The sequence below is a fragment of the Amycolatopsis lexingtonensis genome, assembly GCF_014873755.1.
GTDB classification, from domain to species: Bacteria; Actinomycetota; Actinomycetes; order Mycobacteriales; family Pseudonocardiaceae; genus Amycolatopsis; species Amycolatopsis lexingtonensis.
This window is the reverse complement of record NZ_JADBEG010000001.1, coordinates 9,959,297-9,982,515: the sequence shown is the minus strand read 5'-3', so window position 1 is coordinate 9,982,515 and position 23,219 is coordinate 9,959,297. Positions and strand designations below refer to the sequence as shown.

22 protein-coding genes and 1 tRNA gene are annotated in these 23,219 nt (G+C 72.2%); 18 read left to right on the top strand and 5 right to left on the bottom strand.

Translation table 11 applies throughout. The annotated features are described in order from the left end of the window. Positions 1–5 precede the first annotated feature (5 nt). Entirely contained in the window at positions 6–644 is a 639-nt protein-coding gene (locus H4696_RS46245) for a phosphoglycerate mutase family protein (protein ID WP_086862811.1), read from the top strand. On the opposite strand, the gene H4696_RS46240 is transcribed toward H4696_RS46245, so the two are convergent. Further along, the gene (locus H4696_RS46240) at positions 618–1,781 is read right to left on the bottom strand and encodes a sensor histidine kinase (RefSeq protein WP_169735082.1); all 1,164 of its coding nucleotides are present in this window, start codon (positions 1,779–1,781) and stop codon (positions 618–620) included. The genes H4696_RS46245 and H4696_RS46240 overlap by 27 nt on opposite strands. A gap of 567 nt (positions 1,782–2,348) precedes the next feature. On the opposite strand from H4696_RS46240, the gene H4696_RS46235 reads away from it, so the two are divergent. The 3 genes from H4696_RS46235 to H4696_RS46225 are packed head-to-tail and all read left to right on the top strand — an operon-like array spanning position 2,349 to position 5,112. Then, entirely contained in the window at positions 2,349–3,617 is a 1,269-nt protein-coding gene (locus tag H4696_RS46235; RefSeq protein ID WP_086862810.1) for an MFS transporter, read from the top strand. Then, a complete protein-coding gene (locus H4696_RS46230; protein ID WP_158104371.1) occupies positions 3,614–3,760 on the top strand; it encodes a hypothetical protein in 147 nt (48 codons plus the stop codon). The genes H4696_RS46235 and H4696_RS46230 overlap by 4 nt, the downstream gene beginning before the upstream one ends. Then, complete coding sequence (locus tag H4696_RS46225) at positions 3,760–5,112, top strand: YcaO-like family protein (protein WP_192782909.1); 1,353 nt, start codon at positions 3,760–3,762, stop codon at positions 5,110–5,112. Before H4696_RS46230 ends, H4696_RS46225 begins: the two co-directional genes overlap by 1 nt. Positions 5,113–5,294: 182 nt before the next feature. Here H4696_RS46225 and H4696_RS46220 read toward each other — a convergent pair whose 3' ends face one another. Then, positions 5,295–6,479 carry an MFS transporter gene (locus H4696_RS46220; protein WP_086863756.1) on the bottom strand — a complete coding sequence of 395 codons (1,185 nt, stop codon included), beginning with the start codon at positions 6,477–6,479 and terminating at the stop codon, positions 5,295–5,297. Between the two features lie 218 nt (positions 6,480–6,697). Between H4696_RS46220 and H4696_RS46215 the strand changes: the two genes are divergently transcribed. The 6 genes from H4696_RS46215 (at position 6,698) to H4696_RS46190 (ending at position 11,689) form a co-directional block, all read left to right on the top strand. Then, positions 6,698–7,081, top strand: a complete 384-nt coding sequence (locus H4696_RS46215) for a peptidase inhibitor family I36 protein (RefSeq protein WP_086863755.1) — start codon at positions 6,698–6,700, stop codon at positions 7,079–7,081. 337 nt (positions 7,082–7,418) lie between these two features. Further along, positions 7,419–7,495 (top strand) — tRNA-Arg (locus H4696_RS46210). A 716-nt stretch (positions 7,496–8,211) separates the two neighbouring features. Continuing rightward, positions 8,212–8,829 carry a TIGR03086 family metal-binding protein gene (locus tag H4696_RS46205; RefSeq protein WP_086863754.1) on the top strand — a complete coding sequence of 206 codons (618 nt, stop codon included), beginning with the start codon at positions 8,212–8,214 and terminating at the stop codon, positions 8,827–8,829. A gap of 65 nt (positions 8,830–8,894) precedes the next feature. Then, complete coding sequence (locus H4696_RS46200) at positions 8,895–9,326, top strand: VOC family protein (RefSeq protein ID WP_249027171.1); 432 nt, start codon at positions 8,895–8,897, stop codon at positions 9,324–9,326. Between the two features lie 87 nt (positions 9,327–9,413). Beyond that, positions 9,414–10,007 carry a dihydrofolate reductase family protein gene (locus tag H4696_RS46195; RefSeq protein ID WP_086863752.1) on the top strand — a complete coding sequence of 198 codons (594 nt, stop codon included), beginning with the start codon at positions 9,414–9,416 and terminating at the stop codon, positions 10,005–10,007. A 143-nt stretch (positions 10,008–10,150) separates the two neighbouring features. Further along, a complete protein-coding gene (locus H4696_RS46190; RefSeq protein WP_086863751.1) occupies positions 10,151–11,689 on the top strand; it encodes an alpha-amylase family glycosyl hydrolase in 1,539 nt (512 codons plus the stop codon). Between the two features lie 63 nt (positions 11,690–11,752). Here the strand turns inward: H4696_RS46190 and H4696_RS46185 are convergent, their stop codons facing one another. Then, positions 11,753–12,706, bottom strand: a complete 954-nt coding sequence (locus tag H4696_RS46185) for an NAD-dependent epimerase/dehydratase family protein (RefSeq protein WP_086863750.1) — start codon at positions 12,704–12,706, stop codon at positions 11,753–11,755. Positions 12,707–12,883: 177 nt separating this feature from the next. On the opposite strand from H4696_RS46185, the gene H4696_RS46180 reads away from it, so the two are divergent. Continuing rightward, complete coding sequence (locus H4696_RS46180; RefSeq protein WP_192782908.1) at positions 12,884–13,486, top strand: sugar O-acetyltransferase; 603 nt, start codon at positions 12,884–12,886, stop codon at positions 13,484–13,486. Between the two features lie 57 nt (positions 13,487–13,543). Here the strand turns inward: H4696_RS46180 and H4696_RS46175 are convergent, their stop codons facing one another. After that, complete coding sequence (locus tag H4696_RS46175) at positions 13,544–15,124, bottom strand: FAD-binding oxidoreductase (RefSeq protein ID WP_249027129.1); 1,581 nt, start codon at positions 15,122–15,124, stop codon at positions 13,544–13,546. 257 nt (positions 15,125–15,381) lie between these two features. Then, complete coding sequence (locus tag H4696_RS46170; protein ID WP_086863043.1) at positions 15,382–16,314, bottom strand: LLM class F420-dependent oxidoreductase; 933 nt, start codon at positions 16,312–16,314, stop codon at positions 15,382–15,384. Between the two features lie 237 nt (positions 16,315–16,551). Here H4696_RS46170 and aroB point away from each other — a divergent pair, with 237 nt between their 5' ends. Genes aroB through H4696_RS46135 form a run of 7 tightly spaced genes read left to right on the top strand, consistent with a single transcriptional unit; the run spans position 16,552 to position 23,218 of the window. After that, entirely contained in the window at positions 16,552–17,742 is a 1,191-nt protein-coding gene (gene aroB, locus H4696_RS46165; RefSeq protein ID WP_086863042.1) for a 3-dehydroquinate synthase, read from the top strand. Then, positions 17,739–18,410 carry an HAD-IA family hydrolase gene (locus H4696_RS46160; protein ID WP_086863041.1) on the top strand — a complete coding sequence of 224 codons (672 nt, stop codon included), beginning with the start codon at positions 17,739–17,741 and terminating at the stop codon, positions 18,408–18,410. Before aroB ends, H4696_RS46160 begins: the two co-directional genes overlap by 4 nt. Continuing rightward, entirely contained in the window at positions 18,403–19,302 is a 900-nt protein-coding gene (locus H4696_RS46155; RefSeq protein WP_086863040.1) for an SDR family oxidoreductase, read from the top strand. Before H4696_RS46160 ends, H4696_RS46155 begins: the two co-directional genes overlap by 8 nt. Next, positions 19,302–20,309 (top strand): BadF/BadG/BcrA/BcrD ATPase family protein, encoded by a 1,008-nt coding sequence (locus tag H4696_RS46150; RefSeq protein WP_086863039.1) that lies wholly within the window; start codon positions 19,302–19,304, stop codon positions 20,307–20,309. The genes H4696_RS46155 and H4696_RS46150 overlap by 1 nt, the downstream gene beginning before the upstream one ends. Continuing rightward, a complete protein-coding gene (locus H4696_RS46145) occupies positions 20,275–21,231 on the top strand; it encodes a sugar phosphate isomerase/epimerase family protein (protein WP_086863038.1) in 957 nt (318 codons plus the stop codon). Before H4696_RS46150 ends, H4696_RS46145 begins: the two co-directional genes overlap by 35 nt. Beyond that, entirely contained in the window at positions 21,228–22,496 is a 1,269-nt protein-coding gene (locus H4696_RS51405; RefSeq protein ID WP_143265261.1) for a glycosyltransferase, read from the top strand. The genes H4696_RS46145 and H4696_RS51405 overlap by 4 nt, the downstream gene beginning before the upstream one ends. Further along, positions 22,493–23,218 carry an SDR family NAD(P)-dependent oxidoreductase gene (locus H4696_RS46135; RefSeq protein ID WP_086863036.1) on the top strand — a complete coding sequence of 242 codons (726 nt, stop codon included), beginning with the start codon at positions 22,493–22,495 and terminating at the stop codon, positions 23,216–23,218. The genes H4696_RS51405 and H4696_RS46135 overlap by 4 nt, the downstream gene beginning before the upstream one ends. Position 23,219 lies beyond the last annotated feature (1 nt).

The window sequence follows — 23,219 nt, the reverse complement described above, 5'->3', positions numbered from 1 at the left end:
GGAACGTGAAGATGATCCTGGTGCGGCACGCCGAGTCGCTCGGCAACGTCGACGAGCTCGCCTACACGCGGATCCCCGACCACGCCCTGCCGCTGACGCCGAAGGGCGAGCGCGAGGCGCGCGCGGCGGGTCCGGAGATCGCCCGGCTGCTCGGCGGCGAGCGGCCCGCCGTCTACGTCAGCCCGTACCTGCGCACGCGGGAAACGTTGCGGCTGCTGGACATCGAGGCGTCCTGCGAGCGGCTGCTGCAGGAGCCGAGGCTGCGCGAGCAGGACTGGGGGAACCTGCAGGACCCGGCCGACCAGGAGGTCCAGAAGGCGCGGCGCAACGAGTTCGGGCACTTCTTCTACCGGCTGCCGTTCGGCGAGTCGGGCGCGGACGTCGACGACCGCGTCGCGGCGTTCCTCTCGGACCTGCGGCTGCGCGACGAACGTCACCCGGAGACGGTTCTCATCGTCTCCCACGGGCTCACGCTGCGGCTGCTGTGCCGCCGCCTCTTCGGCTGGAGCATCGAGCTGTTCGAGTCGCTGTCCAACCCCGGGACGTGCGAGTACCGCGTCCTCGAAGAGCAGGACGGCAAGTGGTCGCTGGACCGCCCGTTCGCCCAGTGGCGGGACTCACCCGACGGCGAAACGCAGCTCTAGCGGCACGGTCAGCACGACGCGGGTGCCCTGCCCGGGCGCCGAATCGATGCGCGCGGCACCGCCGATCTCGGCCAGGCGCGCGTGGATGGAGTTGTCGATGCCGAACCCGGCGCGGCGGGCGCCGGGGTCGAAGCCCGTCCCGTGGTCGCGCACGGACACCGTGACGACGCCTTCGCGCTCTTCGAGGCAGACGACGGCTCTGGTGGTCTTCGCGTGCTTCAGGGTGTTTCGCAGTGCTTCGCGGGCTGCGTCGTGCAGCGCGTTGACGACGGCTTCGGGGACGTCGGCGGCCTTCGCGAGCACGACGAGGTCGACGCGCAGGCCGTCCGCCGTCATCTCGACCGCCAGCGCGCCGAGGCGGTGTTCGAGCCCGCCCGGCTCGGCGGGCGCGTCGCCGTCGAGGCTCAGCCGCAGGCGCAGGGCGTGCGCGCGGGCGGTGCGCCGGACTTCGTCGAGGCTGCCGATGGGGTCGAGGGCGTCACGGGGCGCCGGCAGGGCGAGGGATTCCATCACCTGCAGCACGGTGTCGTGGACGTCCCGGCGGTGCCGCTCGCGTTCGGCGGCCCGGCCGCGCTGCTCGCCCAGCCGGTGCGCGAACCGCATCGAGCCGGCGACCAGCAGCACGATCGCGAGCGCCGTGACGAGGGCCGCGAGCAGCGCGAGCAGGATCCACGTCGCCGGCGCGGAGGTGCCCGAGACGGCGGCCATGCCGTAGCGCAGGAGCACGGCGCCGGCGATCGCCGCGGCACCGGCGGGCGCGCCGCGCAGCAGGGTCCAGACCATGACCGTGCCCATGATGTTCGGCCAGGTCAGCGCCAGCAGGCCGGGCGCGAACGCCGCCGCGGCCAGGCTGGTGACGAGCGTGTACGCGGTGTCGGCGACCAGCACCGGCCGGATGCCGGTGGCGCGGCGGAAGACCCAGGCCACCTCCAGGAGGTTCGGCACCAGGAAGAACGCCACGGCGAGCCAGAGCACCGGCGCGGCGGGCCCGCCGCCGGCCCACAGCGCCTGGAGGAACAACGCCAGCCGGAACACGACCGGCACCAGCACGAGCCGCGGAACGGCGCCCTGTACCAGCGAAAGCGCACCCCACCGACCGCTCCCGCCGGCGAGCGCCCCCGCTCCGCCGAGCAGCACAACCCTCACGACGTCCTCCCCGGATCGGGGCCCCTACCCCGATCAGCCGACCTGAAATGGAGGCGTCGCCGCATTCATTTCAGTTTACCGACAGGGTCAGCTTGCCCCCACCGGTTCGGCACTGTCAACGGGTGCCGCCGGGCCCGCTCGTGGATCTTTCAGCGGCGCCGGCGGGCGAGTCGGCGTCTTGAATGAGTCATTCAGGACCTCGGAGGTCCTGAATGACTCATTCCAGACCTATGCCGATCGCGGCACCCGAGCCCGGACCGCGGCGCGGCCCAGCGTGAGCGGGCTTGCCCCAACCGGTTCGGCACTGTCAACGGGTGCCCGCCGATCAGCGGGCAATCGAGGAGAGGAGCGATCTCCATGCCGGAAGCCATGATTTATCCATGAGTCCGGGGGTGCGCCTCCCAGCTGAGACCCAGCGGAAGGCACCCGGCTCGATGGGAGAACCGCACAACAGGCTCTCCTGCGAGGAGCCCCGGGTACGCCCACGCCGCTGCGATCCAGACGGTCACGGCACCCGGCTCGGGACGAGAACCAGTGGAACGGGGAAGGGGGCCGGCGGTGACGCACACGATGACGTCCCGCCGGAGCCCCCGGAACCTGCCGCCGGTGTTCTGGTGGATCTGGATCAGCCTCCTGGTCAACTGGGCCGGCGCCTTCACCCGGCCCGTGCTCGCGCTGTCCCTGACGGCCGGGCACGGGTACCCGGTGTCCTACGCGGGGTACGTCATCGCCCTGATCGGGCTGGGTGGTGTGCTCGGCACCGTGGCCGGCGGCGTCCTCGCCGACCGGCTGGGCCGGCGGCCCACCCTGGTGCTGGCGCACGTCGTCACCGCGGTGGCGATGGTCGCGCTCGGCACGGCGAGCGGACGCTGGCAGCTCGAAGTGGCGGCCTTCGCCGTCGGTGCCGGCTCGGTGGCGGCCCGGCCGGCGATGAACGCCGCGCTCGCCGACGTCGTCCCGCCCGCCGACCGGCCTGCCGCCTTTTCGCTGAACTACTGGGCGGTCAACGTCGGCGTGGCGGTGTCCGCCGCGCTCACCGGCGTGATGGTCGGCTTCGGCTACCCCGTGGTGTTCGTCGCCGACGCCGCCGCGACCGCGTTGTGCGCGCTCGTCGTGCTGCTGAAGGTGCCCGAAACCCGGCCGCCGGGCCCGCCGCGGACCCGCGTCCCCCGGCCGCCGCTGCGGTTCGACCGGCGGTTCGCCGTCTTCCTGCTCGCCACGCTCGCGATCGGCTCCGTCTACGAACAGAGCGCGACGACGCTGCCGGTCGTCATGGTCGGCGCCGGGCTCACCGTGGGTGCGTTCGGTCTCGTGCAGGCCCTGAACGGGCTGCTCATCGCGTTCCTGCAGCTCCCGCTGACCCGGTGGGGCCGGCGGCACGGGCGACGGCCGGTCCTGGTGGCCAGTGCCCTGCTGATCGGGTGGGGCTTCGGGCTCAACCTGTTCGCCGAGGGGCTGTTCGGCTTCGCCGTCATCGCCCTGGTCTGGACCGTCGGGGAAATCCTGCAGCTGCCCGTCGGCAGCGCCGTGGCCGCGGACCGGGCACCCGGCACGCAGCGCGGCCGGTACGCGGCGCTGTACACCGGCGCGTGGTCGGCCGCGGCCCTGCTCGGGCCCGCCGGCGGCGGCTGGCTGCTCGATCGCGGTGGCCCCGCGGCCGTCTGGACGGCGTGCGCCGCTCTTGGCGTGCTGGCCGCCGCGGGGTTCGCGTTCGGTACCAAGCTTCCGCGCGAGGTGGGCGCCTCCGACGCGCGGAACGGGGAGCGATCCCCGGCACCCGCCACCGGAACCGGTGGTGGGCCGTCGATGGAAAGGGCAACACCATGAAGCAGGAGCAGTTCTCCGTCGAGACCGCCCCGGAAGCCCTGGTCGTCAACACCTGCGTCGCGGCGAGCCTCGTCGTGAACACGTGCGTGGCCGCGAGCCTCACCGTCAACACGTGCGTCGCGGCGTACCTCCCGGAGCGCTGATGACCGCTGTGCACGAAGGGCTGCCCGGCCGGAGCGGCGAGCGCCGCTCCGCGCCGGGCCCCGGCCCGATCGTCACGCGGCTGCGGTCCTTCGCCGGCCTGGCCGGCACCCCGGAGAGCTTGCACCTGGCGGTGGCGGACATCCGCGACGTGCGGGCGGACCTCCCGTGGCAGGCCGACCCGCAGGGCTTCGGCACGTCGTGGGACGACCCCGGCCCGGCGCGCGTGTCCGCCTGGGGCGAGGCGGTGGAGCGGTACTGCGGGACCTGGCCGCCCCGTGAGCTCGTCCACGGCAGCCACGACGACCTCGTCGCGCGCGGGCTGACGGCGCTGTCCCCTGCGCGCCTCGCCCTGTATTCGCCCCGCCAGCACGCCACCCCAGGGTTCCCCTTCACGCCGTTCCTCGGCTCGTCGCCGGTCCACTGGGTGCGCGCCACGTCCCTCGGCGGCGGCGACGTCCACGTCCCGGCGTTCTTGGTCCACACCGGCTGGCCCCACGTGCCGAAGGCGGTCGGGGAACCCCTCTACGCGTTCCCGGCGATCGGCGGCACGGCCGCGGGCGAAAGCCTCGAAGCCGCGATCCGGTCCGGGTTGCAGGAAATCGTCGAACACGACGCCTCGGCGGTCTGGTGGCTCAACGGCGCGCCCCAGCCCACCCTGGCCCCGACCCCGCGCCTGGCCGAACTCGCCGGCGCGGACGAGGTCCATTTCTGGTCGATCGCGAACGCGTTCGGCGTACCGGTGATCGCGGCGGCGGTGCGGTCGCCCGAGGGCTGGCTGACGGTAGGTACGGCGATGCGGGCCGACCCCGAGCAGGCGGCGCTGAAGGCGCTGGCGGAGGCGTACACGCTGCAGATCACCTGCCGCACGCTCGACGACCGGGACGCGGTGTCGGCCCTCATCGGCGACCGCCGGAGTCCCCTGCGGCCCTGGCGGGCGGCGCGGGACTACACCGATCACTACGGTCCGGCCGACCTGGTGGAGCTGCTGTGCCACCAGCAGTTCCACCTCGACCCGCGAGCCGGAGACGCCGCACTGGCCTGGGCCGCGGGCGGTCCCGCCGTCGAGTGGGCTTCGATCCCGCGGCCGGTGGACGACTCGCTCGACGCCCTCCACGCCCGCGTGGCGGCCGCGGGGCATGAGGTCTTGTACGTCGACCTGACCACGCCGGAAGCGGCGGAGGAGGGGGTGCGGGTGGTGCGGGTCCTGGTGCCGGGCACGGTCGGCACGGCCCCGGCGGCCTATCCGCCGCTCGGCCTGGGGCGGGTCCAGGATCTCGGGGCGCGGCTGGGCTGGCATCCAGAGCCGTTGGCGGAGGCGGAGCTGAACCGGGACCCGATGCCGCACGGCTGAGGCTCTTGGCACCGGCGTCGGTGGCAGCCGGAACCGCTCCGCCGCCGGTGACCGGCCCGCCCGACGTCTTGAATGACTCATTCAGGTCTTCGGAGGTCCTGAATGACTCATTCAAGACGTTGGCGGAACGCTGCGGACCGCACCAACGCACCTTTGCCGCGGCACTGGCTTCCTGCCGAAACTCACCCCACCGCGGCCCGCCCCGCCTCCTCCCGGCGCCGCGACCGCCGGGAGGCGACCGCCGCGGGCAGGATCAGCGCCGCGACCAGCGAAACGAACACGAACGCCGCCCCGTACCCGACCGCCTGCGCGATGCCCCCGATGATCGGCGGCCCGGCGAGGAACCCGGTGTACGCGAGGGCCGACACGAACCCGATCTCCCGCTCCCCGCCGGTGCCGTCGCCGCGCTTCCCCGCGTCGCCCGCGAGGCTCAACGCGAGCGGGAACGACGCCGCGAGACCCGCTCCGGCCAGCGCGAACCCGACGTAGGCGACCGCCGCGGCCGGGATCGTGGCCGTCGCGAGGAAGCCGGCCGTGGCCAGCGCCGCGCCCGCGAGCAGGCAGCGGGTCGGCCCCAACCACCGTTGCACCCAGGGGCCCGCCAGCCGCGCCAGCGCCATGACCAGCTGGAACCCGGCGAACGCCAGTGCCGCCGCCCCCTGGCCCACGCCGCGTTCGGCGGTCATCAGCAGCGCGGACCAGTCCGCCGCCGCGCCCTCGGCGACGGCCGAGCACAGCGCGACCGCCGCGAGCAGCCACAGCGCCGGACGGCGGATCGGGGCCCGGCGGCCGGCGGCCGGCACCGCCGTGGCGGTGCGCTCGGGGCGGCTGCCCGGGACCGCGCGGACCACGAGCAGCAGCACCACGACCGCGACGACGGCCGCCGTGGTCAGGTGGCGTGCGGGCGACCAGCCGTGGCCCGCGGCGAGCCCGGCGGCGAGCGAACCGGCGAGCGCGCCCACGCTGAACCCCGCGTGGAAGACCGGCATGAGCGGCCGCCGCGTGCGGCGTTCGACGGCCACCGCGGCGACGTTCATCGCGACGTCGAGCATCCCGACGCTCGCGCCGACCACGAACAGCGCCCCGGCCAGGAGCGGGACGCCCGGCGCGAACCCGATCAGCGCCAGCGCGACGGCGGCCAGGCCGGTGCTCCCCGCCACAACCGCCCTGGCCCCGAAGCGTTCGACGACCCGCCCGGCCGCCGCGGCGGCCGCGAGCAGGCCGACGCTGGCGCCGAGCAGCGCGAGCCCGAAAACGCCGGGTGAGGCGTGCACCTGGGCGGCCAGCGCGGGCGTTCGCGTCGCCCACGAGCCGATCGCGAGGCCGTTGAGGGCGAACACGGTGAACACCGCGATCCGGTCCCGCATGGTTCCCCCTTCCGCGCCCCTCAGCTTGACACGGCGCGCGTAACACCGGAACGCCCCGCTCGCAAGCCCCGGCGGCGGCCCTGTGGACAACCGATCCCGCTTCCCCGAGTTGTCCACAGAATCGAAATCACGGGCTGACAACCGTTCCCCGGCCGGTCAATCTGGAATCACACATTCACCGCGGCCTTCCGGGCCGCGACTCCAGAGGGGAATCCACCATGTCTTCGAGCCGTCTCCGTTCCCGGCTGCCGCAGTTGCTGGTCCTGGCCGTGCTCGGGCTGCTGACCAGTGCCGGAGCGGCGCAGGCCGCTTCGGCGCCGCCGGATCCGGCCTGCCAGAAGGGCGAATTCTGCCTGTGGTCGGCCGACGCCTACGGCGGCGAATCCGAACGGCTCGACCTGCGCACCGCGAATCCCGGGGAATGCATTCCGCTGCCCGAAGGATTCGCGGGTTCGTCGTTCGCGAATCTCATGAGCCGTGACGTCACGGTGTACCAGGACGAGGAATGCTCGACCGAAGGCGATTTCATCACCTACCCGGGTGGCGGCACGTACGTCCCGAACGCGCCCTTCCTCGTCCGCGCGGTCCAGATCTGGGAGTGATCCCCGACCCGGGTCCGAGCTCGCCGCCCGCTCCAAGGGGGAGCCGGCTCGCGGCGGCGGCCGGGCCCGACCGGGGCCGCTCCCCCGACAGCGGCCCCACCCCGTGGGCGCGCCTCCGCGGCACGGCGCGCCCACGGGACCTCCCGGCGCCGGGAGGTCCGCCACATGTCCCCCGAACGGGTCGGATCGCGGGCGGTGACGGTGTCGCCACCGAACTCCGGAATTACGTCGAACGAGACCTGAAACGATTCGCCGGTGTCGAACGATCGAGAGGATGGCGACGACTAAGCTGCCGGTGCCGGGCGACCGGCACGATCGGCAGCAGCCGTCGGCGCGGGCCCTCGTAGCTCAGCTGGATAGAGCAAGAGCCTTCTAATCTCTAGGTCGCAGGTTCGAGTCCTGCCGGGGGCGCCACCAGGGAAGACGTCGTGCGCGGCTGCGCACGACGTGCCCTGGCCACGTGATCGGCCCCACACCCGGGCACCTTTCCGTACCCCGGGTACTCCCACAGTGGACGGTGGCGGCCCGCATTTCCCCGCAGCGCGCGAAGGTCCAGACGACGCACCGTGCGAGCGGCCAGGTGGCCCAACGGCGCCCGGCCGAGTTCCAGTCGAGACAACCTTGTTACCCGGGCGGCGAACCGGCTGTCGTGCTTGCGCGCGATCGCGCGGTCACACCCAGCGATGAAACCCGTCAACCCGACACGCCGACCCGATCCGGCGCACCCTGTGGAGGACACCATCGTGGCGGACCACTTATCCACCCCGCGACACCGCCGCCGACGCGAGAACAGCGCCGCGCGCACCTTGTTCGCCGACGCGCGCCGGGCCGGGCTGGTGCAGCGGCACCTGAGGAAGCTGCACCAGTTGGCCTTCCGCACGGCCGCGGAGCCTTCCGGCACCGGACCACCACCGGCCGCACTGTCCAGTTCGGATCCGGGGCCGGCGGGCACGCAGCCAGCATCGGAAGCCGCTTGACCGTCACTTGCCGACACTGCACCGTTCCCCGGTACCCCAAGTACTTCACGCCAGGCCGCTGACCACCGCAAACAGGAATTTCGCACGCAACAAGATGATCGTCAACGTGATCTTGTCCCAGATTGGAGGAAAGCCACCGACGAGAGGACGGACATGGATCTGCCGACGCTGCTCGAGCGCGCTTTCCGGACGACGGTGGGCGTCGTGGCCGCCATCGAACCGGCGGCCTGGGACGGGCCGAGCCCGTGCCGGCGGTGGTCGGTGCGCCAGGTCGGCAACCACATGATCGGCATGGTCGGCTTGACGACGCACGTCGCGAGCGGGCAGCCGCTGGACCCCGCCGAAACGGAGCCGGAGCGGCTGGCGCAGCTGGCGTACACGGAACGACTCGGTGCTGACCCCGCGGGCGCTGTCCGCGCGCTCGGGGAGCGGAGCGTCGCCGCCTTTTCCGAGCCCGGAACCCTCGACCGGCTCACCCCGGGCAAGGGCGGCGCGGACACCCCCGGTTCGGTGCACGCGTTGATGTGCCTCAACGAGGTGCTCACCCACGGCTGGGACCTGGCGAGCGGCGGCGGGGTCGCCTACGCTCCCGACGCCGAGGTCGTCGCCGCGGCGCGGGAGTTCGCCGCCGCGCTCGTGGGGCCCGAAGCGCGGGCGCTCGGGATGTTCGGGCCGCCGGTGGAAGTCGGGGCGGACGCCGACGTGCTGACCGCGCACCTGGGTCACGTCGGCCGCCGGTCGCCGTGGCCGGGAATTCGGGCGGCGGCCTAGCGTCCAGCCGGGAAAATCGGAGAAAACCGAGGAGAATCATGGTGGGCGGTGCCGCCGGAGGTGGGGTGCGGCGATTCGAGCACGTCGGCGTGGTCGTCGACGACCTCGAAGCGGTGACGGCTTTCTTCGCCGGCCTCGGCTTCGAAGTCGCCCCGCCGATGCGGATCGAAGAGGAGTGGGTCGACCGGATCCTCGGGCTCGAAGGCGTGCGCATGGAAATGGTGATGGTGAGCGCGCCGGACGGCAGCGGGAAGCTCGAGCTGACCAAGTTCCACCACCCGGCCGGCCCGGCGGCCGCACCGGCGCCGGCGGTGAACCGGTTGGGGTTCCGGCACATCGCCTACATCGTCGAGGACCTCGACCGCACGATCGAGGGAATCCGGGCGAAAGGCCTGGACACCGTCGGCGAAATCGTCAACTACGGAAACATCTTCCGGATGTGCTACGTCCGCGGGCCCGAAGGTCTCATCGTCGAACTCGCCGAGGAGAGCAATTAGGAAGATGCGGGACGCGACCCGGTCGATAGCATCGCCAACGGGCGCAGGAATGTCCTGCGCCGCCGATGAAGTCAAGGAGCGGATGCAATGGCCCGAGTTGTCGTACACGCAGTGGTTTCGCTGGACGGCTACATCGCCTACCCCGATGACTCCGTCGGGCCGCTGTTCGACTGGTACGGGAACGGCGACACCACGATCCGCGCCAACGACGAGTGGTCGTTCAACGTGAGCAAGGCGTCCGCGGACTACGTGCAGCCTTTCTGGGACGCCATCAAGGTCACGGTGATCGGCCGGCACCTGTTCGACACCTTTGACGGCTGGGGTGGCAAGCCGGCCTCCGCCGACGAACTAGTCGTCGTCACCCACCGGCCGCTGCCGGACGAGTGGCTGGCCCGGTTCCCCGACGCGCCGTTCCACACGGCCGACTCGATCGAGAACGGCATCAACCTGGCCAAGAAGCTGGCCGGTGACGGGCTGGTCTGCGTGGCCGCGGGGGACGTGGCCGGGCAGGCGTTCTCGGCCGGGCTCGTGGACGAGGTCGCGCTGGACGTCGCGCCGGTCGTCTTCGGGGAAGGCAAGCGGTACTTCGGCAGCCATTCCGGGACCGTGCTGCTGGAAGACCCGGACGTCGTCATCCAGGGCGACCGCGTGCTGCACCTGCACTACAACGTGAAGCGCTGACCCGCGCCGCGGAAAACGTTTACCAGGTCGCCGGGAGCACGACAGCTCTCGGCGATCTGCGTGCCTCGTGCGCGTCGCGCGCGGGCGCGTTCCCGCACGTTCGGATACGCGGGCCGGCCGGCGTTCCTTGTAACTTGGCAAGCATGGCTGACTGGTTGGCGGATGCGGTCCTATACCAGATCTATCCGCAGAGCTTCGCGGACTCGAACGGGGATGGGATCGGCGATCTCGGCGGCGTCGAGTCCAAATTGGACTACCTGGCGTGGCTGGGTGTCAACACGGTCTGGCTGAACCCGTGCTTCGCCTCCCCCATGTTCGACGCGGGGTACGACATCGCGGACTACTTCCGCGTCGACCCGCGGTACGGCAGCAACGACGACCTGCTCAAGCTGGTCGACTCGGCGGGCAGGCACGGGATCCGGGTGCTGCTGGACTTCGTGCCCGGGCACACTTCCAACGAGCACCCGTGGTTCGTGCGGTCGGCGAACGACCCGGACGACCACCGGTACATCTGGGCCACCGAGCAGGGGCCGAACTTCCAGCCGTCGCCGGGCAGCCGGGAGGGTTTCTACCTGCCGAACTACTTCCCCGTGCAGCCCGCGCTGAACTTCGGGTACGGGCGGCCGAACGAGGCCGAGCCGTGGCGCCAGCCGGTGGACGCCGAGGGGCCGCGGGCGAACCGCCAGGCGCTGCGGGACATCATGGACTTCTGGCTGGGCTACGGCATCTCGGGGTTCCGGGTCGATATGGCGCCGTTCCTGATCAAGGACGACCCTGGCCTGGTGGAGACGTCGAAGCTGTGGCGTGACGTGCGCGCGTGGATCGACCGCGCGCACCCCGGCACCGTGCTGCTGTCGGAGTGGAACGACCCGAAACTGGCCGTGCCGGCCGGGTTCGACGCGGATTTCTTCATGCACTACGGCGAAAGCCGCGCTTTCCGTTCGCTGTTCCACAACCGCGCCGTCCACGACATGACGTGGGAAGACCCGCGGCCGGCCTACTTCGACGCGGCGGGCCAGGGCTCGATCGACGTGTTCCTCGCCGAATGGGCGACGACGGTGGCGTCGATCGGCGACCGCGGGCACGTCATCCTGCCCACCGCGAACCACGACTGGCCGCGGCTGGTGGCGGGCTCGCGCACGGCCAAGCACGCGCGCAGCGCACTGGTGTTCCTGCTGACCTGGCCGACGCTGCCGGCGATCTACTACGGCGACGAGATCGGCACGCAGTACCAGCCCGGCCTGCCCGACCACGAGGGCAGCCTGCTGCAGGTCTTCGAAGACGGCTTCAACCGGGCGGGCTCGCGCACGCCGATGCAGTGGGACGCGGCCGATCCGGACGTCACCTACCTGCCCGCGAACCCGTCGCCGACCCGGCCGGACGTCGCTTCCCAGCGCACCGACCCGGAGTCGAACCTGAACCTCGTCCGCGAGCTGATCGCGCTGCGCAAGGCCAACCCGGCGCTGGGCGCCCGCGGGGACGTCTCGATCGTGCGGGCCGGGTACCCGTTCGTCTACCGCCGCGGTGAATTCACCGTGGTGGTCAACCCGGCGCTGCGGTCGGCGACCGTGGACGTCGCCGCGCCCGGTGAGCTGGTTCTCGGTCAGGGCACGAGCTATGACGCCGCCGGTCTGCACGTCGCGGGCTACGGCTACGGGATCTACCGGGCCGCACAAGGCTGACGAACCGCAGCGAAAGAGCCCCGGGGTGGCACACCACCCCGGGGCTCTTTCAGATCGACCGGCTCAGCGTTCGTGCGTCTTCAGCCAAGCGACGTAGTCCTGCACCGTGCGCGCGGAGTCGTACTCCGGCTCGAAGCCGGTGTCCTCGCGCAGGCGGGTGATGTCGAGGTAGTTGGGCGACGGGCGCTCCGGGCTGCGGCCCGGCGGGAGCGTGATGTTCGCGCCCGGGACGGCCTTGTTGATCTCGTCGACGACCTCGGCGTACGGCACCAGGCGGCCGCTCGAAACGTTGTAGGTGGTGTGGTTCAGGTGCTTCGCCGTCATGAGCAGGGCGATCGCGCGGCCGCAGTCCTTGACGTAGCAGAGGTCCGTGGCGTCCTCGGCGTAGGCGTCCGGGCGGGGCGGGGTCAGGTCCGCGTCCTCGCCCAGCACGGCCGAGCTGAGCAGGCGGGGCAAGGCGAAGAACGGCGAGTCCGGCAGGCTCAGCGGCCCCCAGATCGTGCCGATCCGCAGGTTGACGACCTCGAAGCCGCCGGCGGCCGCGGCCGCGATCGAGAACAGCTCCGCCGTCTTCTTGAACTGGAGGATCTGGGGCAGCGGCAGCACCGGGAGGGCCGCGTCCTCGCGCCACGGGGCCGAGTCGTCCACGCCGACGTACACGCCGATCGAGCTGGCGACGGAGAACCGGCGCACGCCCCAGACCGACGCCGCCTTGAGGGCGTTCAGGAGGCCGAGGCTCTCGACCCGGAGGTACTCGACCGGGTCCGGGGTGGCGAAGTAGCTCGCCGCGAGGTGCACGATGCCGGTGATCTCGTGGCGCTTGCCGATGTCGAGGAAGGCCTGCTCGTCGGTCGTGTCCAGCGGCTCGACCACGACGCGGCCTTCGGCCTCGTTCGCCAGGTACTCCGGCAGCTCGGTGGACCGGTGCGACGTGAGCACGACCGATTCGCCCAGGTCGAGCAGCGCCCGTGCGGTGTGCGACCCGATGGAACCCAGGCCGCCGGTAACGAGTATCATTGTCATCCTTTCGCGCTTTGCCGACGATGATCGCGCTCGTCTTTTCCGACAGTCATCCTGCCCTACCTCACCGCATTTCCGGCCGGAACGAAAGGGAATCGGCACGCTGGGAGATGTCCTGATCACGGCCGCACGGGCACCGTGGAACGGTGAACCGGAACTCCGAGGAGCGTCGCCATGCAGCTTGATGACCACGCGATGAAGGAATTGATGCTGGCCGGCGAGTACCACCTCGCCAACGGGGAACTCCTGAGCGAGGAGGTCCGGCGCGCGCAGGTGCTGCTGGAGGAGTACAACCGCAGTTCCGTGCTGGAAGGCGAAAAGCGCCGACAGATCTGCGAAGAGCTGTTCGGCGAGTTCGGCGAAGGCGCCTACCTGCGCCCGCCGTTCTACTGCAACTACGGCTACCAGACCAAGATCGGGGCCCGCAGCTTCGCCAACTTCGGCGTCATCTTCCTCGACGTCGGGCAGATCACCATCGGCGAGGACGTCCTGCTCGGGTCGTACTCGCAACTGCTGGCCGCCGGGCACACGATCGAGCCCGAGTCGCGCCGCGCGAAGTGGGGCTACGGCAAGCCCATCACCATCGGGGACAACGTCTGGCTCGGGGCGGGCAGCATCGTCGGCCCGGGCGTCACCATCGGCGAGAACGCCGTCATCGGCGCGAATTCCGTGGTGATGAAGGACATCCCGGCGAACGTCGTCGCCGCGGGCGCGCCGGCGCGCATCATCCGGACCATCGAGCCGGGCGAAGAACGGCCCATCGACATCGCGAGCTGACCACGCACGACGAAAGGCCCCGGACCGCGTGGTCCGGGGCCTTTCGTCGTGGAGCCGTCAGGACGGGAGCTCGACCGACTGGCGGTGGCGGAACACGTTGCGGGGGTCGTACTTCTTCTTCACGGCCTGCAGGCGCGGGTAGGCACCCTTGTAGTACAGGTCGTACCAGGCCGAGGCCGATTTGTTGAACGCCGGGTCGCTCAGGTCGGCGTCGCAGTGGTTGACGTACGAGCCGTCGGAGACGTCGTTGGGCACGGGGACGCCACCAGTGGCCGCGTAGACCTCGGCGTAGACCTCGCGCGCCCACGCGATGTTGGCGGCGTCGCCGGCGGCGCCGTTCCACACCGAGGACCACTGGACCTGGTAGGCGGCGTCGCGGTGCTGGATGGCCGTGTTCGCCTGGGGCACCGCGGAAACCTGGCCGCCGTAGGGCTGGAAGATGATGTTGATGTTGGGGTTGCTGATGTCGGAACGGGTGAGGTGCTTGTACATCGCCGCGGTCTGCTCCGGGGTGAACAGGCCCTTCATGAACGCCGCCTTGTACTTGGCGCGCGACGTCGGGTCGTTCGCGACCGAGTTGGTGGTCCCGGTCAGCTCGACGAACTGCAGCCACGGCAGCGTCTGCGGGGCGACGAAGTCGGGCGGCGCCACGCCGTCGGCCAGGTAGGCGATGAAGCTGTCCATGATCGCCTGCGCGTTCGGCACCGACACGTCGAGCTGCGCCAGCGCGGTCACCGAGCCGCTCGACTTGTGGTTCACCGACAGGGCGCCGGTCAGGTCGCGGGCCGGGCTGTTCGGGGACTTGTTGTCGATGTGCCACTGCCCGTAGTTCCGCACCAGGCGCGAGAACTGCTGCTCCGACAGGTTGTTCAGGTTCCAGCCGGCCACGGTGAAGTTCGTCCGCGCGGGCGGCTTGGGCAGCAGCTTGCGCGGGTCGGTGCCGGTCGCGCCCGGCGAGCGGAAGAAGTACCGCGTCACGATGCCGAAGTTGCCGCCACCGCCGCCGGTGTGCGCCCACCAGAGCTCGCGGTTCGGGTCGCCGGGCTCGCGGGTGGCGACGACCGTCTGGGCCCGCCCCGCGGCGTTCACCGTGACGACCTCGACGGCGTACAGGTGGTCCACGACCAGGCCGTTGCGGCGCACCAGCCAGCCCCAGCCGCCGCCGGCGACGTGCCCGCCGACGCCGACGGAGTAGCAGACCCCGCCGGGGATGACGACGCCCCAGGTCTTGTACAGCTTCTCGTAGACGTCCAGCAGCGTCGCGCCGGATTCGATCGCGATCGCGTTGAGCTGCGAGTCGTAGCAGACGCGGTTCATGCTGCTCAGGTCGAGGATGACCTGGGTGTCGTCGCTGTAGACGAAGTCCTCGTAGCAGTGGCCGCCACCGCGGACGGTGATCCGCTTGCCCGCGCTCACGGCGGCGTTCACCAGCGGCGCGATCTGCGACGGCGCGTCGATGACGGCGACCCGCTCGGGGTGCGCCACGAACCGGGCGTTGAGCGCGCGCACCAGGTCCGGGTACTGCTGGTCCGCGGGGCTGATGACCGAGGCGGGGTAACCCGAACCCGCCGCGGTCGATTCGGCGGCTCCCGCCACCCCGGTGAGGAGACCGTTGTCGAGGAGCGCCGTCCCGCCCACTCCGAGAACTGCGCCAGTGAGGAATTTTCTCCGACCAGTGACCTGCCGCTCATTGAGCATTTCTGCCGTTCCTCTGCGATCGCGACTGAGTGCCGAATCAAGAATTGAGAGGAGAAAATTAACCGATCAGGTGATTGACGAGCATCTTGCGTCGTGCGCTTAGCGAAAAAGATTCGCTTCGGCACTCTTCGTGACCGCACGAAAGAAGGGGACTTCCCCCGGCCGAGGAAGCCCCCTTTCCGCACTGCGGCGCACCACTAGACCTGCGGGACGACCTCCGCCGCGATCAGGTCCAGGTGGTCCAGGTCGGCCAGGTCGAGCACCTGGAGGTAGACCCGGGAGATCCCGGTGCGCTCGCGCCACCGGCCGATCTTGTCGACGACTTCGGCGGGTGAACCGGTCAGCGCCTTCTCGCGCAGGTCTTCGACCGTGCGGCCGATCTTCTCCGCGCGAGCGGCCACCGCGGCCTCGTCGGCGCCGACGCAGATGGTCTGGGCCACCGAGAACGTGATCTCCGCGGGGTCGCGGCCGATCTCGGCGCAGGCCGCGCGGACGCGGTCGAACTGCGCCGCCGTGTTCTCCTCGTCCCACAGCGAGTTGTTGAACTCGTTGGCGTAGCGGGCAACCAGGCGCGGCAGGCGCTTCGGGCCCTTGCCGCCCATGATGATCGGCGGGTGCGGGCCCTGCACCGGCTTCGGCAACGCCGGCGAGTCGACGATCCGGTAGTGCTTGCCCTCGAAGGAATACGTGTCGCCGACCGGGGTGCCCCACAGCCCGGTGAGGATCTCCAGCTGCTCCCCCAGCCGGTCCACGCGCTCGCCCTTGGTCGGGAACGGCGCGCCGATCGCGTGGTGCTCCCCCTCGAACCAGCCCGAGCCGATGCCGAATTCCACACGGCCACCGGACATCTCGTCCACCTGCGCGATGGTGACGGCCAGCGCGCCCGGGTACCGGAACGTCACCGGGCTCAGCAGCACGCCGAGCCGGATGCTGCTGGTTTCCCGTGCCAGCGCGCCGAGCGTGACCCACGCGTCGGACGGGCCGGGGTGCGCGGCCGCGGTTCCGGTGCGCATGTAGTGGTCGGACCGGAAGAACGCGGGGAACCCGGTCGCTTCGGCGTGCCGGGCCACGCGCAGCAAATCGCCGTGGCCGGCCCCTTCCTGCGGTTCGGTGAAGATCCTCAGCTCCATGGGAAAAAGCCTATCCCGGCGAGGCGGGGGCACTAAGCGAGGCGGCACGCTCGGAGATGAGCACGACAAGGACCGGTGCGAGAGTTCGATGAGCGACGGCGCAGCCCGCGGTGCCCGCAACCCGATCCCGGGTGACTACAAAAGTACCAGCCGGAGCACGGTGTTCCACGATTTGGACACCGAGCGGGTCCGCAAGGTGCGGTTGCGCGAACGAAGGACTTCAAGGGGAGTCAAACCATGCTCGAGCACGTGCGTTGTCCGCATCTGGTACCGATTCCCGCCGCGGACGATACCGAGCCGTTCACCGCCTCCGCCAGCCGAGACGACATCTACTCGGTCTTCGTCTGCAAGGCCGAACCCTGCGCCGAAAAGTTCCTCCTCAAGCAGATCGACGGGCGCCGGGTCGCGCTCGTCACCGACGACACGGTCTCCGCGCTGCACGCCGAGCGGCTGGCGAACTCGTTGCGGGCACACGGGATCGACGTCGCCATGACGTCCTTCCCGCCCGGGGAAGCCAACAAGTCGATCGACACCGCGGTCCGCATGCTCGACTGGCTGGCCGGCACGTCCATCGCCCGCCGCGACATCATCCTGTCGGTCGGCGGCGGCGTGGTCATCGACACCATCGGCTGGGTCGCCAGCGCCTACATGCGCGGCGTGCCCTACATCAACGTCCCCACCACGCTGCTGGGCCAGGTCGACGCGGCGCTCGGCGGCAAGGTCGCCGTCGACCACCCGAGCGCGAAGAACCTCATCGGCGCGTTCTACCAGCCGAAGGCGGTCGTCTCGAACGTGGCTTATCTGTCCACTCTGGACCGCAGGCAGATCGCGGCCGGGCTGGCGGAGGCCATCAAGAAAGGCGTGATCGGCTCGCCCCCGCTGTTCGACCTCATCGAGGAGAACGCCGATCTGGCGCTGAACCGCGACCTGCCCGCGCTGGAGCAGATCGTGCGCGCGGCGAGCGTCGTGAAGTCCGAGCTGATCCAGCTGGACCCGTACGAAGTGGACCTGCGGCGGCCGCTGAACTTCGGCCACACCGTCGGCCACGCGGTGGAGACGGTGACCGGCTACGGCCCGGTGCTGCACGGCGAGGCCGTCGCCTACGGCATGACGATCGCCGCCGAAATCGCGGTGCGGCGCGGGATGCTCGCCGAGGAGGACCGCTCGCGGCTGGTCGGCCTGCTGAACCGCTGCGGGCTGCCGACGTCCACTTTGGACCTCCCGCGGTCGGTGCAACCGGGTGCCGTCACCGCGGCGCTCGGCCAGATCCGGAAGATCCGCGACTCGAAGATCCGGTTCGTGCTGCCCGTCGAGTACGGCTGCACGGTGATCGCCGACGACGTCACCGACGACGAGGTCGCCATGGCGATGGCCGCGACCCGGGCCGCCGCGCTGGCCGAAAGCGGCGAGGGCGTGAGGGCGGCATGAGCACCCCGGCCGATGCGCTGTCGTGCGCGGCGGTGCTGTTCGACCTCGACGGGGTGCTCGTGGAGTCCGGCAGCACCGTGGAACGGTCGTGGCGCGCCTGGGCGGTGGACCACGGGCTCGACGCGGACGCCGTGGTCGCCGCCTGCCACGGACGCCCGTCGGCCGAGACGATCGCGGCGGTGGCGCCGCACCTCGACGCCGCCGCCGAGGCCGCCGCGCTGGAACTGCTCCAGGCGGCGGACACCAGCGAACTCGTGGCGTGCCCGGGTGCGGCGGAGATCCTCGCCGCACTGCCGCCGACGCGGCACGCCGTGGTGACGTCGGGGACGCGGCCGCTCGCGACCGCGCGGCTGACCAGCGTGCTGCTGCCGGTCCCGGCCGTCCTGATCGCCGCGGGCGAGGTCCCGCGTGGCAAGCCCGCGCCCGACGGCTACCTCGCCGCGGCCGCCCGGCTCGGCTTCGCGCCGGAGTCGTGCGTCGTCGTCGAGGACGCCCGGCCCGGCGTGCTCGCCGCCCGGGCCGCCGGCTGCCGGGTCATCGGCATCGACGGGCCCTTGCTCGGTGATCCGTCCGATGTGGACATCCTGGTGCCGGACCTGGCCGCGGTGGCGGCCACCGTCGGCACCGGCTCGATCGCGCTGACGAGGAGGAGCGAAACCCATGTCTGACCAGACCGTGCTGGTCGTCGGCCGCGGGCTGATCGGCGCTTCGGTGGCCGACCGGCTGCGCGCCGACGGCCACGACGTGGCGACCGTGTCGACCACGCCACTTCCCCACGCCGGGCACCTGTCCGTGGACCTCGACGACCCGGCGGGCCGCGAACGCCTGCGCAGCCACGTCGACACCCTGCGCCCCGCGCGGGTCATCCTGACCCACGGGCCCAGCGACGTCACGTGGATCGAAGCGAACGAGCAGCGGGCGGAGGCGGTCCACCACGGCGTGGCCAAGCTGCTCGCCGGCTCCGGGGTGCCGACCGTGCTGGTCTCCACCGACAACGTCTTCGACGGTTCGCGCGGCGGCCACCGCCCCGCGGACCCGATCAGCCCGCACAACGTCTACGGGCGGGTCAAGGCGCTGGCGGAGCAGGAGCTGCTGACCGGCCCGAACCTCGCGCTGCGCGTCAGCCTCGTCTACGGCTGGACCGGCCCGGCGCACCGCGCCACCTACGGCCAGCGCTGCCTGCAGGCGGCCGCCGGCGGCGAGGAGCTGGAGGCGCCGACCGACCAGTCGTTCACGCCGGTGCACATCGACGACGTCTCGGAAGTGCTGGCCGCGCTGTGCCGCGTGCCGGAGCTGCCGACCGGCATCGCCCACCTGGCCGGGCCGGCCGAACTGAGCCGGTACGACTTCGCGACGGTGGCCTACCGGCTCACCGGCACCGACCCCGCGCTGGTGCGGCCGGTCCTGCGCCGCGACACCCTGTGGGCCTCGCGCCCCCGGCACTCCTCGCTGGCCTGCGACGACTTCGGGCACCTGCCCGGGCTGGCCGGCTGGACGCCGATGACGCCGGAGGACGGGCTGCGGCGGATGCTGCGGACCGGCCCCGTGGTCGCGGTCTGATGGTCGGCCGGTTCGCGATCGACGCCGGCGGCAGCCGCACCCGGGTTCTGGTGGTGCCCGGGGACGGCGGCCCGCGGCGGACGTTCGAATTCCCGTCGATCAACCCGCACGCGACCGGCGACGAGGCCGGCCGCACCCTGCGGGAGGCGTTCGCCGAGATCGGCGCCGTGCTCGGGTCCGGGCCCTCGGTCGGCTGGCTGGCCAGCGCCGCGGCCGGGCCCGGTGGGATCGGCCCGGAGCTCGAGCGGGCCCGGGCCGCCGCCGACGCCGCAGGCCTGGACGCCGGGCTGGTCGTCTCCAACGACGTGCTGCCGCTGCTGTGGGGCGTCCCGGCGCTGTCCGGCGTCGGCGTGGTCGCCGTGTGCGGCACCGGCTCCGGGTTCTTCGGCACCGACGGGAAGCGCGTGGCCAACGCGGGCGGCTGCGAGTACCTCGGCAGCGACGAGGGCGGCGCCGTCGACATCGGCCTGCGCGGGCTGCGGGCGGCCGTCCGGGCCACCGACGGCCGCGGCCCCGAGACCGCGCTCGTCGACGCGCTGAGCGAATACGCGGGAACGACCGTCGCCGGCCTCGCGCGCCGGCTGGCCGCGCAGCCGTTCCCCAAGCAGGGCCTGGCCGCGCTCGCGCCGGTGGTCTGCGCGACCTGGCTGGCCGGCGACGAGGTCGCGCTCGGCGTGGTCGACCAGGCCGTCGGCGATCTGGCGGAAGGCGTGTACGCGGTCCGCGACGCGCTCGGCCTGCCGGACGGGTTCGCCGTCGCCGCGGCGGGTGGCGTGTTCACCGGCTGCCCCGAGCTGTACGAGCAGTTCGCCCACCACCTGACCGGGCCGGTCGGCGCCGGCAGCGCCGACCTCGTGACCGACACGGCCTCGGTCGTCCTGACCGCGCTCGACCGGTTCGCCGGCTCCGGCGAACCCGCGCTGCCCGGCGGGCTCGACGCCTACGCCGCGGCGCTGCCCCCGAGGAGGCGACATGAAGCTGGGACTGTGCTTGGCGGCGTTCGGTGACCTCGACCTGGCCACCGCGCTGCGGCACGCGGAGAAGTTCGGCCCGCTGTGGCTGGACGTCCCGACGGACACGACGTTCGGGCTGATCGACGCCGTGCGGTGCGCCGACGACGCGACCTACCGCGACGAAGTGGCGGATGTGCTGCGCGGGCAGCAGATCGGCTGCGTCAGCAACAGCCGCGACGCGCAGCTGCTGCTCGGACCGCACGACCGGCACACCGACCCGGTGCACCGCGGCGACGCGGCCGCCAAGCGCGCCCACGCGCTCACCTGCGCGCTCGGCGCGATCCGGCTGGCCGAGCGGCTCGGCGCGCCGGACGTCCGGCTGCTGCCCGGCTGTCCCGACTTCGGGCGCTGGCTGTCGTGGTGGCACAGCGACGTGAGCTGGGCGGACAACATCGCCGAGTTCCGCACCGCCGCCGAGCCGCTGGTGCGGGCCGCGCGCGAGGCCGGCGTCCGGCTGCTGGTGGAGCCGCACCCGAAGCAGGTCGTCTACGACCGGGCGAGCGCGGACCTGCTGTTCGCCGCGACCGAGGACTGGGCGGACGTGCTCGGGCTGTGCGTCGACCCGGCGAACCTCGCCGCGACCGGCCACGACCCGGTGGACGCCGTGCGCGGCTGGGAAACGCGCATGGGCGCGGTGCACGCGAAGGACCTGCAGCGCTGGACCGGGCGCGGCCTGCCCTCCGGCGCCGGCTGGGGCCGCTACGGCCCGCAGCCGCCGATCCGCTTCCGCGCGCTCGGCCTCGGCGAGCTGCCGTGGGCGGAGATCGTGGCGACGCTGCAGGACGAAGGCTTCGACGGCGTGCTCTACCTCGAGCACGAAGACACGCTGCTCCCCCGCGAACGCAGCATCGAGCGCGGCCTCGGCGTCCTGCGGTCGATGGTGCCGGACGCGGTGGCCGAAGGGCGGACGTGGTGAGGCCCGCGTGGGTGCGCGAGCCGGGCCCGGGCCCGCGGCTGGTGCACGTCAACGCGACCGCGACCGGCGGCGGTGTCGCCGAGCTGCTGCACGGGCTGGTGCCGGCGCAGCTCGCGGCCGGCGTCGACGCGGGGTGGGCGGTGATCGCCGGGGACGACGGGTTCTTCGCGTTCACCAAGTCCCTGCACCACCTGCTGCACGACCAGGGCACGCCTCGGATTTCCGCCGCCGACCTGGACCACTACCGCGAGGTGCTGGCCCCGCAGGCGGAGTGGCTGGCCGCGCGGGTGGGCCCCGGTGACACCGTGGTGCTGCACGACCCGCAGGTGCTCGGCCTGGCCCCGGCTTTGGCGGCCGCCGGCGCGCGGGTGGTGTGGCACTGCCACATCGGCACCGACGCTCCGGGTGCCGGGCCCGAAGCGGTGTGGCGGGCGTTCGAGCCGGAACTGTCCACAGTGGACGTCGTCGTGACGGCGCTGGCGGAGTACGCCCCGCCGGGACGGCCGGTCGCGGTGTGCGCGCCGGCTTTCGACCCGAAGGCGGCGAAGAACCGGCCGATGGACGCGGTGGAGACGAACGAGCTGCTGGCCGAAGCCGGGCTGACCGCGGAAACCGCGAGCGAACTCGCCGCTGTCGAGCAGGACGCGCCGATGCCCGCCGGGGCGCGGATGGTGCTGCAGGTCTCGCGGTGGGACCCGCTCAAGGACATGCCCGGCGTGTTGCGGCTGCTGCCCGGCCTGCCCGGCGACGTCCACCTCGTGCTGGCGGGCAACGACCCCGAAGAGATCCCCGACGACCCCGAAGGCCTCGCCGTGCTCGCCGAAGTGCGACGGCTGCGGGCCGGGCTGCCCGCCTCGGTGCGGCGCCGGGTGCACCTGCTGCGCACCTCGCAGCGGAACCCCGAACGGGCCGCGCTGCTGATCAACGCGTTGCAGCGGCGGGCGGACGTCGTCGTGCAGAAGAGCCTCGCCGAAGGGTTCGGGCTCACCGTCACCGAGGCGATGGCGAAGGGGCGGCCGGTGGTCGCGGGGCGCGTCGGCGGGCTGTGCGCGCAGATCGAGCACGGCCGGACCGGGCTGCTGGTCGACCCGGCGGACACCGCGGCCGTCGTCGACGCCGTGAACGGGCTGCTCTCGTGCCTGCGGGACCGCGAGCGCATGGGCGCGGCCGCCGCGGCCGCGGCGGCGGCCACCTACCTGATGGACCGCCTGGTCGCGGACTACCGCGCGGTGGCGGCACGGCTTCCGGAAGGGGCGGCACGATGAGGACCGGAGTGGTCACCGCGGCGGGCGGGCGGATCGGCTCGGCGGTGGCGGAGCGGCTGCTCGCGGCCGGCGTCGTCGACGAGGTCGTGGCGGTCGACGTCGTCGAGCCGGTGGTTCCCGCCGGTGCCAAGGGTTTCGTCTGCGACCTCCGCGAAGCGTCCGAAGTGGACAAGCTGGCGGCCGCGCTGCCCGGCGAGCTCACCGTGCTCGTCAACGTGCTGGGCGGCGAACGGCGGCCGCACCTCGAACCCGTCGAGGACGCGACCTGGCCGCCGGAAGCGGTGTTCGACGACATCTTCGCGCTCAACCTCACCACGGCCTACCGCGTGACGAAGGCCCTGCGCGAGCGCTTCGGCCGCGGTTCGGCGATCTGCAACGTCAGCTCGATCGCGGCGAACATGCCGTGGGTCGTCTCCCCCGCGTACGGCGCCGCGAAAGCCGCGCTCGAACACTGGAGCACCTCGCTCGCCGTCGCGCTGGCGCCGGCCGGGGTGCGGGTGAACACCGTCCGGCCCGGGTTCGTCTGGAGCCGGCAGTGGCAGGACGTCAGCCGCGCCGAGTTCGACGAGGTCGTCGCCGACCGCGTCCCGCTCGGCCGGGAACAGACCGCGGAGGACGTCGCCGACGTCGTGGCGTTCCTCTGCTCGCCGGCCGCGGCGCACATCACCGGGCAGGGCCTGGACGTCGACGGCGGCGCGACCCTGGTGCGGAGGGCACGATGAG

Bases quoted from the DNA above. Each gene is read 5' to 3' on its own strand.
- H4696_RS46185 (WP_086863750.1), bottom strand. From the start codon at position 12,706: ATGATACTCGTTACCGGCGGCCTGGGTTCCATCGGGTCGCACACCGCA.
- H4696_RS46195 (WP_086863752.1), top strand. From the start codon at position 9,414: ATGGCCCGAGTTGTCGTACACGCAGTGGTTTCGCTGGACGGCTACATC.
- H4696_RS46135 (WP_086863036.1), top strand. From the start codon at position 22,493: ATGAGGACCGGAGTGGTCACCGCGGCGGGCGGGCGGATCGGCTCGGCG.
- H4696_RS46150 (WP_086863039.1), top strand. From the start codon at position 19,302: ATGGTCGGCCGGTTCGCGATCGACGCCGGCGGCAGCCGCACCCGGGTT.
- H4696_RS46145 (WP_086863038.1), top strand. From the start codon at position 20,275: ATGAAGCTGGGACTGTGCTTGGCGGCGTTCGGTGACCTCGACCTGGCC.
- H4696_RS46215 (WP_086863755.1), top strand. From the start codon at position 6,698: ATGTCTTCGAGCCGTCTCCGTTCCCGGCTGCCGCAGTTGCTGGTCCTG.
- aroB (WP_086863042.1), top strand. From the start codon at position 16,552: ATGCTCGAGCACGTGCGTTGTCCGCATCTGGTACCGATTCCCGCCGCG.
- H4696_RS46220 (WP_086863756.1), bottom strand. From the start codon at position 6,479: ATGCGGGACCGGATCGCGGTGTTCACCGTGTTCGCCCTCAACGGCCTC.
- H4696_RS46225 (WP_192782909.1), top strand. From the start codon at position 3,760: ATGACCGCTGTGCACGAAGGGCTGCCCGGCCGGAGCGGCGAGCGCCGC.
- H4696_RS46170 (WP_086863043.1), bottom strand. From the start codon at position 16,314: ATGGAGCTGAGGATCTTCACCGAACCGCAGGAAGGGGCCGGCCACGGC.
- H4696_RS46155 (WP_086863040.1), top strand. From the start codon at position 18,403: ATGTCTGACCAGACCGTGCTGGTCGTCGGCCGCGGGCTGATCGGCGCT.
- H4696_RS46190 (WP_086863751.1), top strand. From the start codon at position 10,151: ATGGCTGACTGGTTGGCGGATGCGGTCCTATACCAGATCTATCCGCAG.
- H4696_RS46230 (WP_158104371.1), top strand. From the start codon at position 3,614: ATGAAGCAGGAGCAGTTCTCCGTCGAGACCGCCCCGGAAGCCCTGGTC.
- H4696_RS46160 (WP_086863041.1), top strand. From the start codon at position 17,739: ATGAGCACCCCGGCCGATGCGCTGTCGTGCGCGGCGGTGCTGTTCGAC.
- H4696_RS46205 (WP_086863754.1), top strand. From the start codon at position 8,212: ATGGATCTGCCGACGCTGCTCGAGCGCGCTTTCCGGACGACGGTGGGC.
- H4696_RS46180 (WP_192782908.1), top strand. From the start codon at position 12,884: ATGCAGCTTGATGACCACGCGATGAAGGAATTGATGCTGGCCGGCGAG.